Origin of the sequence: Bacillus sp. 7894-2, assembly GCF_002272225.1 — a bacterium.
GTDB lineage: Bacteria > Bacillota > Bacilli > Bacillales > Cytobacillaceae > Cytobacillus.
Window position 1 is genome coordinate 39,616 of the sequence record NZ_NPDG01000100.1, and the last position, 8,199, is coordinate 47,814.

General features: G+C 43.3%; 8 protein-coding genes. 6 read left to right on the forward strand and 2 right to left on the reverse strand.

Annotated features, from left to right (window positions below; genetic code table 11):
* Window positions 1–19 precede the first annotated feature (19 nt).
* A complete protein-coding gene (locus CHI10_RS15235) occupies window positions 20–475 on the forward strand; it encodes an ACT domain-containing protein (protein WP_053434259.1) in 456 nt (151 codons plus the stop codon).
* A 133-nt stretch (window positions 476–608) separates the two neighbouring features.
* Window positions 609–1,487 carry a prephenate dehydratase gene (gene pheA, locus CHI10_RS15240; protein ID WP_095245088.1) on the forward strand — a complete coding sequence of 293 codons (879 nt, stop codon included), beginning with the start codon at window positions 609–611 and terminating at the stop codon, window positions 1,485–1,487.
* A gap of 49 nt (window positions 1,488–1,536) precedes the next feature.
* On the opposite strand, the gene CHI10_RS15245 is transcribed toward pheA, so the two are convergent.
* Together CHI10_RS15245 and CHI10_RS15250 are read right to left on the reverse strand one after the other, a co-directional pair.
* Entirely contained in the window at window positions 1,537–2,079 is a 543-nt protein-coding gene (locus CHI10_RS15245) for a transcription repressor NadR (RefSeq protein ID WP_095245089.1), read from the reverse strand.
* A 63-nt stretch (window positions 2,080–2,142) separates the two neighbouring features.
* Complete coding sequence (locus CHI10_RS15250) at window positions 2,143–3,294, reverse strand: IscS subfamily cysteine desulfurase (protein WP_286137378.1); 1,152 nt, start codon at window positions 3,292–3,294, stop codon at window positions 2,143–2,145.
* 133 nt (window positions 3,295–3,427) lie between these two features.
* Between CHI10_RS15250 and nadB the strand changes: the two genes are divergently transcribed.
* The 4 genes from nadB to safA all read left to right on the forward strand — a co-directional run.
* Window positions 3,428–5,011 carry an L-aspartate oxidase gene (gene nadB / locus CHI10_RS15255; protein WP_095245090.1) on the forward strand — a complete coding sequence of 528 codons (1,584 nt, stop codon included), beginning with the start codon at window positions 3,428–3,430 and terminating at the stop codon, window positions 5,009–5,011.
* A complete protein-coding gene (gene nadC / locus CHI10_RS15260; RefSeq protein ID WP_095245091.1) occupies window positions 4,980–5,816 on the forward strand; it encodes a carboxylating nicotinate-nucleotide diphosphorylase in 837 nt (278 codons plus the stop codon). The genes nadB and nadC overlap by 32 nt, the downstream gene beginning before the upstream one ends.
* Window positions 5,817–5,842: 26 nt before the next feature.
* Window positions 5,843–6,949 (forward strand): quinolinate synthase NadA, encoded by a 1,107-nt coding sequence (gene nadA / locus CHI10_RS15265; protein WP_095245092.1) that lies wholly within the window; start codon window positions 5,843–5,845, stop codon window positions 6,947–6,949.
* 407 nt (window positions 6,950–7,356) lie between these two features.
* The coding region (gene safA / locus CHI10_RS15270; RefSeq protein ID WP_142301779.1) for a SafA/ExsA family spore coat assembly protein at window positions 7,357–8,199 on the forward strand (843 nt) is incomplete at its 3' end.

Sequence of the window (8,199 nt, forward strand, 5' to 3'; positions counted from 1 at the left end):
CGATTGACGGGGTGGAGAAATGAGAAAAGATAGATTCGATAAGAAATTTTATTTGGTTCGCGAAGATGTTTTGCCTGAAGCCATGAAGAAAACATTGGATGCGAAGGAAATGATCGAAAGGGGAAAGGCCGAATCGGTTTGGGATGCTGTCCAGAAAGTTGATTTGAGCAGAAGTGCTTTTTATAAATATAGAGACACTGTGTTTCCTTTCCATACGGTTGTCAAAGAACGGCTGATCACTTTATTCTTTCACCTGGAAGACAGGTCAGGGACTTTATCACATTTATTGGGCGTTGTGGCTTCATCGGGGTGCAATGTCTTAACAATTCACCAGACCATTCCCCTTCAGGGAAGGGCAAATGTCACGCTTTCCCTGAATGTAACTGAAATGGGCATCGAGATTGAGGAACTATTGGCAAGGCTTAGAAAATTGGAGTTTGTAGAAAAAGTAGAGGTGCTGGGAACGGGTGCATGAGAAAATGTGCTCTGTACCCTGCCCTTTTTTCATTTTTTATTTTGAAAACCACATACATATGTTAAAGTAATAAAGTATAAGGGGAATTTTCAGTGATTTAAAATAAGTCTGAATAAAGAAGGAGGTAATTACCGTGAAGTTAGGATTTTTAGGACCTAAAGCCACTTTTACAGATATTGCAGCCAGGAGCTTGTTCCCTAATGAGACAGCCGTTGCCTACCCAACGATACCTGCCTGTTTTGATGCTTTAAATGAGAATGAAATAGAGCTGGCGGTAGTTCCTCTTGAGAACGCATTGGAAGGCTCAGTGAACATTACACTGGACTATTTAATCCATGAAGTGGAATTTCCGATTATCGGCGAACTGACAGCTCCGATTCGCCAGCATTTTATGGTTCATCCAGTTCATGTTAAGGAGTGGGATAAAACCGATGTGGTTTATAGTCATTCCCATGCTATTGCTCAATGCCATAAATTTCTGCATAAAGAGCTGAAAGGTATCCCTTGTGAGAGTACTACTTCCACAGCAGCCGCAGCTCAATTTGTAAAAGAAAATCCAGACATGCGGGCAGGCGCCATAGCTAATGAATTAGCTGCAGAAGTATATGGATTGGCGATCGTCAGAGAAGATATCCATGATTTTGATTATAACCATACAAAGTTCATTGTTTTAGCCAATAAAGAACTGTCAATCAGCGAAGACCGCAAGGAATTTGCAGGGCACAAGACGACTGTTATGGTGACGCTGCCGGCTGACAGGTCAGGGGCTCTTCATCAGGTACTTTCGGCATTTGCCTGGAGGAAGCTCAACTTGACTAAGATTGAATCAAGACCGATGAAAACGGGATTGGGAAATTATTTCTTTATCATTGACGTGGATATGAAACTGGATGACGTCCTGATCCCTGGAGCAGCTGCTGAACTGGAGGCATTGGGCTGCAGTGTTAAGGTTTTGGGCAGCTATCCGTATTTTCAGCTTCGGAATAAGAACAGCAGAGTTCTGCAGGAATAAACAAAAAGGATCCGGCAAATACATTTCCGGGTCCTTTTTGTATTTAAAGCTATTCCAGGTTAATAAGAAATCCCGCTTCTTTTAATATTTTCTCAGCTTCATCGAGTTTCCGTTCGGAGGCTGCGGATAGAGTATGGAGGTGGATGCCGTCTGTTAATTCTGATAAGAAAGAAGCCTTTGTGAAAGTGATTTTATCCATAAATTGCTTGACTTCCTGGCGGGTAGATACCATAACCGATGCAGTTAAGTCACCATAGACGGGATGTTCAATTCTTACATCTTTTACAGTAACTCCATGATCGACAAGCAGATTCAATTCCTCTTCAGTCCTCTCGGGGTCATGATGACAGGCAATGACCCGCTCCGCTGCTGATGCGGGAGAGGCCTGATGAAGATACATATACCCCTGACTTGTGGCAATGATTGGCTCTTTTCTTGCTTTTAGAAGGGTGATATCCCCAACAATTACCTGTCTGCTTACATTTGTTTTTGCTGCAAGGTCGCCACCTGTAATGGGCTGTCCGCTTTCTTTCAGCAACTGAAGCAGAAAGGTCCTCCGCTCTTCTCCGAGCACCTTTTTTTGTTCATTCATATTTTCTCACCCTTATAATCCGATAATGTCTCATTCTAACATAAGGAACGGCAGAAGAAAAAATTAGAGCGGTACGAGTTCCCTGGCCATGATAGCAAGTTTTTCCCCCAATGCCTTTGCATCCTCAAGCGATGTATTCCATCCGAAAGAGATCCTGATAAATTCTTTGCCTTTTTTATCTGTAACTCCCAGTGCCTCCATCGTTTTTGAGACAGTTTGCAGGCCAGTACTGCATGCACTTCCTGTAGATATGGCAAATCCAAGTCTATTGCATTCGAGCATGATGTATTGACCTTCCACCCCTTTTAGCCGAAGTCCCAAAGTAGATGGAAGCTGGTAAGAGCCTGTAAAATCGTATATTACGAATTTCTCCTGTGCAGGTTCAATTTCCTTCAGCAGAACTTCCCGCAGCATTTGGAAATGGCTGTTATGCTTGCTTATATTTACATAAGCTTTCTGTGCAGCCACTGTCATACCAACAACCCCCGGAAGATTTACGGTGCCAGGCCTGAATCCCTTTTCATGTGAAACTCCGGGTATGAAGGAGCTCCACCGCATACCTGGTTTTAAGTAAACCCCTCCGACCCCTTTTGGCCCGTAAAATTTATGTGCAGAAAAGGACAGGCTATCTGCAAAGCGGGCGACTTCTTTTAAATCTGATTTGCCAAACGTATGGACACAATCACTATGCAGCAATATTTGCCTATCCCTGCAAATCCCGCTGATCTCAAGGAGAGGCTGCAATGTGCCGATTTCAGAATTGCCATGCTGTATGGTAACTAAGACGGTATCATCCCTGACGGCGGAACTTAATTTTTTCAGGTCTATACGGCCATCTGAGCCAAAAGGGATTTTTGTGATTTCATAGCCTTTCTCAAGACGCAATTTCTCTAAAACGCTATGAATGGATGAATGTTCAGCGATTCCCGTTATGATATGTTTACCTGATTTTTCAGAAGCAGACAGCAACGCAGCTATTGCAAGAAAATTGCTTTCCGTACCTCCGCTGGTAAAATAGATTCCTTCACTCTTAACGCCTAAAATTCCAGCCAATTCCCTCCTGCAATTTTCAAGGAGCCCTTCTGCTGCGCTTCCGGTATCATGAAGGCTGCGGGAATTGCCAAAGTATTCAGTTGAGGCTTTTATATAGGCATCTGCCGCTTCCCGGTCGAGCGGACATGACGCTGCGTAATCGAAATATTTAATGTTCCCCACCTGCTTTCTCTTCTTAATAAAAATCGTTCAAAAAGTCAGAAGTTCCTCTTAAACTATGAAAACCACTTGTCATAATTCTAAATCTGTGTAAATATAGGTGTCAAGACACCTGTAAAAACAGGAGGTAAAAAACATGAATACCGACGTTTTAATTATTGGAAGCGGGGTAGCCGCTCTGCAGTTGGCAAAGAAGCTGCGCCAGGACTTAAATGTGATTATTCTCACAAAGTCGACTGTGAAAAATGGAAACTCATATATGGCACAGGGCGGCATTGCAGCTGCCCTGGGAAAAAATGATCACCCATCAAAGCACTACATGGATACACTCGAAGCAGGAAGGTTTCATAATGATTCTGATGCAGTGCTGTCCCTGACCAGTGAGGCGCCATCCCTTATAAAAGAGCTGAATCAGGAGGGATGCCTGTTTGATATGGATTCTGAAGGATCCATTGCGTTAGGAAGGGAAGGGGCTCATTCAGAAAATAGAATTGTCCATGGAGGCGGAGACAGCACAGGAAAAACGGTCATTGATTTTATGCTGTTGAAGCAAAATCCCAACGTTCGAATCTTAGAAGATATCCTTGTTTTCCAATTGCTCATAAATGAAAAAGATGGCAGGTGTATAGGGCTAAAAGGAAAAGATTCTGCTGGTGTCATTCATCGATTCTTTTCCTCTCATGTTGTGCTCGCTACGGGGGGCTGCGGCCAGCTGTATGAATATACCTCCAATGCCGACACCGTAACTGGAGATGGGATTGCCTTAGCATACAGGGCCGGGGCAAAGATAACTGATATGGAGTTCATACAGTTTCACCCCACACTTCTCTATAAAAGCGGCAAAGCACTGGGGCTGATCTCTGAAGCTGTAAGGGGAGAGGGCGGCCGTCTTATTACAGAAGACGGGAGCCTTGTAATGGAAGGTGTTCACCCACAGGGGGATTTAGCTCCTAGACATATAGTGTCACAGGCCATTTATCATTCGCTGGAGGAAGGGAAAACCGTGTTCCTGGATATCTCTTCAATCGAAAACTTTAAATCCCGATTTCCGACTATAACAAAAATATGTGAAGAAAACGGCGTAGATTTAGGTTCTGGGAAAATTCCGGTTTCTCCCGGAAGCCATTTTTTAATGGGGGGAATAAAAACTGATTTATTGGGCCGCACCAGCATTCCTGGTCTGTATGCGATTGGTGAAGCTGCCTGCACAGGCATACATGGCGCTAACCGGCTTGCAAGCAATTCCCTGCTGGAAGGGCTGTACTGCGGCAAGCGGCTTGCGGTATGGCTTAATGAACAGCCTTATAGTGATCCTGTTGAAAAACAGCAAATTCATAACCCGGAATTAAGGTGGCCATATAAAGAAAATCTACCTTCAATTGAAGAAGTTAAAATGAACATGATGAAAAATGCCGGGATTATCAAAACAAAGGAAGGGCTCTTCGCTCAGATGGCCTGGCTTGAAGGCTGCAAAATTGAAGAATGGATAAAAGCAGATCTTGAACATTTATCAATAGAGGAAATAACACGGGCTTTTATGCTGATTGCAGCCTATCTGATCACAGATTCTGCATTAAGGCGAACAGAGAGCCGGGGTGGTCATTTTCGGCAGGATTATCCTTTAGAAAGCCCTGAATGGCTTGGAAAAAGGATTATACACTGCCGAAAAGCTGAAAGGAATGGTGAAAATGAACAAATTAAAGCTGCGGTTGCAACTTGAACAATATTTTCTTGAGGACATTGGTGACCGCGACCTGACTAGTGAACTTATTTTTGGAGATGGCCAGACAGGAAAAGTCATTTTTCTGGCAAAAGACAATGGGATTTTTTGCGGTGAAGAAATAGTCAGGTCAGGATTTAAGGTGCTGAACCCGGCGGCTGAAGTCAATATAAAAGTAAAGGATGGAGAATGGATTGAGAAAGGTCAAATCCTTGCTGAAGCCCGAGGGCCAGTATCGGATTTATTAAAAGGAGAAAGAGTTATTTTGAATCTGCTCCAAAGAATGAGCGGAATAGCAACAAAAACAAGTGAGGCTGTCCGGGTTCTGGACAGTTCACATACAAAAATCTGTGATACAAGAAAAACTACTCCAGGCCTGAGAATGCTTGAAAAATATGCAGTCAGATCCGGAGGGGGATTTAATCATCGATATGGCCTCTATGATGCAGTCATGATTAAAGACAACCATATTTCTTTTGCCGGCTCAATTGCGAAAGCTGTGGAAGAAGTGCGTTCAAAAATTGGGCATATGGTAAAAGTCGAAGTCGAAACGGAAACAAAAGAACAAGTCCTGGAAGCAGTTGAAGCAGGTGCAGATGTAATCATGTTTGACAACAGGAGTCCGGAAGAGATAAAAGAGTGGATCAGTAGCGTGCCGAATGGAATAGTGACTGAAGCATCCGGAGGAATTACCTTGGATAACCTTCAAGCTTACAGCGATACAGGGGTTGATTTCATTTCCCTCGGCTTTCTTACCCATTCTGTAAAATCGCTTGATATAAGCGTGAAGGTTATTGTGGAATAAATTGTTGAAAAAGGGGTTTGGAGCAAATGAATATTTTTCAGACAGCAGAAAAACAAGCAAATATTCTCCCGGAAAAATATCGGTTGATGACTGTAAAGGAACTGGAGGATCGGGTAAGAGAGATAAAAAATAGATTTGGGAATAAGCTGTTCATTCCGGGTCATCATTATCAGAAGGATGAGGTCATACAATTTGCGGATGCTACAGGTGATTCACTCAAGCTTGCCCAGCTTTCACAGGAGAATACAGAGGCAGAATATATTGTATTTTGTGGAGTCCACTTTATGGCTGAAACGGCGGATATATTAACATCTCCACGTCAAAAGGTAATTTTGCCTGATATGCGTGCAGGCTGTTCCATGGCTGATATGGCTGATATCAGCCAAACAGAAAGAGCCTGGAAGAAGCTGCAGAGTATGTTTGGCGATACTATGCTTCCTCTAACATATGTAAACTCTACTGCGGCCATAAAGGCTTTTGTTGGCCGTTATGGGGGAGCGACAGTTACTTCTTCGAATGCTGAAAAAATGGTGAGCTGGGCGTTTGAACAGAAGCCGAGAATTCTTTTTCTGCCTGATCAGCATCTTGGAAGAAATACGGCTTATAACCTGGGAATAGCTCTTGAGGAAATGGCTGTATGGAACCCCATTACAGATCAGCTGGAATATGAAGGGGAGCTCGAGGACATAAAAGTGATTCTTTGGAGAGGCCATTGTTCTGTTCATGAAAACTTTACTATTGAAAATGTCCAAGAAGTCCGAGAACAATATCCCGATATGAAAATCATTGTCCATCCCGAATGCAGGAGAGAAGTGGTGGAGCTTTCCGATATGGCAGGATCAACCAATTTTATAATTAATGCTATTGAACAATCAGAGCCTGGATCTTCCTGGGCAATCGGTACAGAGATGAATTTAGTTAAAAGGATTATCGCTCAGCATCAGGATAAAAAAATTATCTCACTTAACCCGCATATGTGTCCTTGCCTGACCATGAACAGAATCGATTTGCCTCACCTGGTTTGGTCTCTTGAAGCAATCGGAGAGGGTGAAAGCCAAAATCTGATTCAGGTTGAAGAGCCAACGGCGGCGTATGCTAAACTGGCACTTGACAGGATGCTTGAACGTCCATAAATGTGGCGCAAAGTCTGCAGGCCACTAAAATTGAATACTGACGGCAGCTATGCCAAAATAAAAAAAATTCTCCACTGCAGGAGGATTTTTTTATTGCCTTACTGCTCATTGCCTTTGACGGGTACCTGCATGAAACGATGAATCATAATTCCCGGAAAAAAAGCATATCTTTTTGTGTAGATTGTTAGCAATTTGCCCAATCCTTCATACACTATATGGACTCATCGAGATTAACGGGCACTAATCTGCACCTTTCACATAAATGGATGAAATGCCCGTAAATGCTGATTAGGGCACAGACTGAGAAAGCCGCGCCTGCGGCAAATTCTGTGTGACCCACATCATGTGGACCTAAGGACAGCCATCACAGATGGAAGCATCACCTTAAGCATAGGAGGGAATTCAGAGTGAAAATCCATATCGTACAGAAAGGGGATACTCTTTGGAAGATTGCCAAAAAGTACGGCGTGAATTTTGAAGAGCTGAAAAAGATGAATACACAGCTCAGCAACCCTGATATGATTATGCCCGGTATGAAAATAAAAGTTCCTGCAAGTGGAGGCTCTATTAAAAAAGAAGCTCCTATTGGAGGAAAACCGGAAGCAAAAATAAATTTGGGTGCCAAAAAGGAAATGCCAAAATCAGAACAGCCTATTACCAAAGAGAAGCCTATTACCATGCCGAAAGCTGAAGCACCAAAAAAGGAAATGCCAAAAGTAACGGCACCGAAGGTTGAAATTCCGAAAGAAGTGCCTAAGACTGCACCAAAAGCAGAGGCGCCTAAGGAAGTTCCAAAAAAACCTTATAAGCCCAAAATGCCAACACCTATTATGCCGGAAATTGATATAAATAATTATTACATGATGAATATCCAGCAGCCGGCGCCGCAGCAAAAGCCGCTGCCTGCAAAAGAAGTTAAACCGCAGCAGCAAAAGCCGCTGCCTGCAAAAGAGGTTAAACCGCAGCAGCAGAAACCGTTGCCAGCAAAAGAGGTTAAAGCAAAGGAAAAACCAGTAAAGCCTGCAGAAACTAAACCACAGCAAAAACCATTGCCAATTTCAGAATCTAAGCCGCAGCCCCAGCTCCCGCCTAAACCAGTTAATATCCTTCCGCAGGTGAAGCCGTCTTCAAATCAAGAAAGCCCTGAATCGCCGGAAAGCGAATCATCTCTTTATACAAATACACATCAAGGAGGTCAATATCAGCCGATGTTTCCTTATAATCCATGTTACCCGCAAATGCCGTTCCCT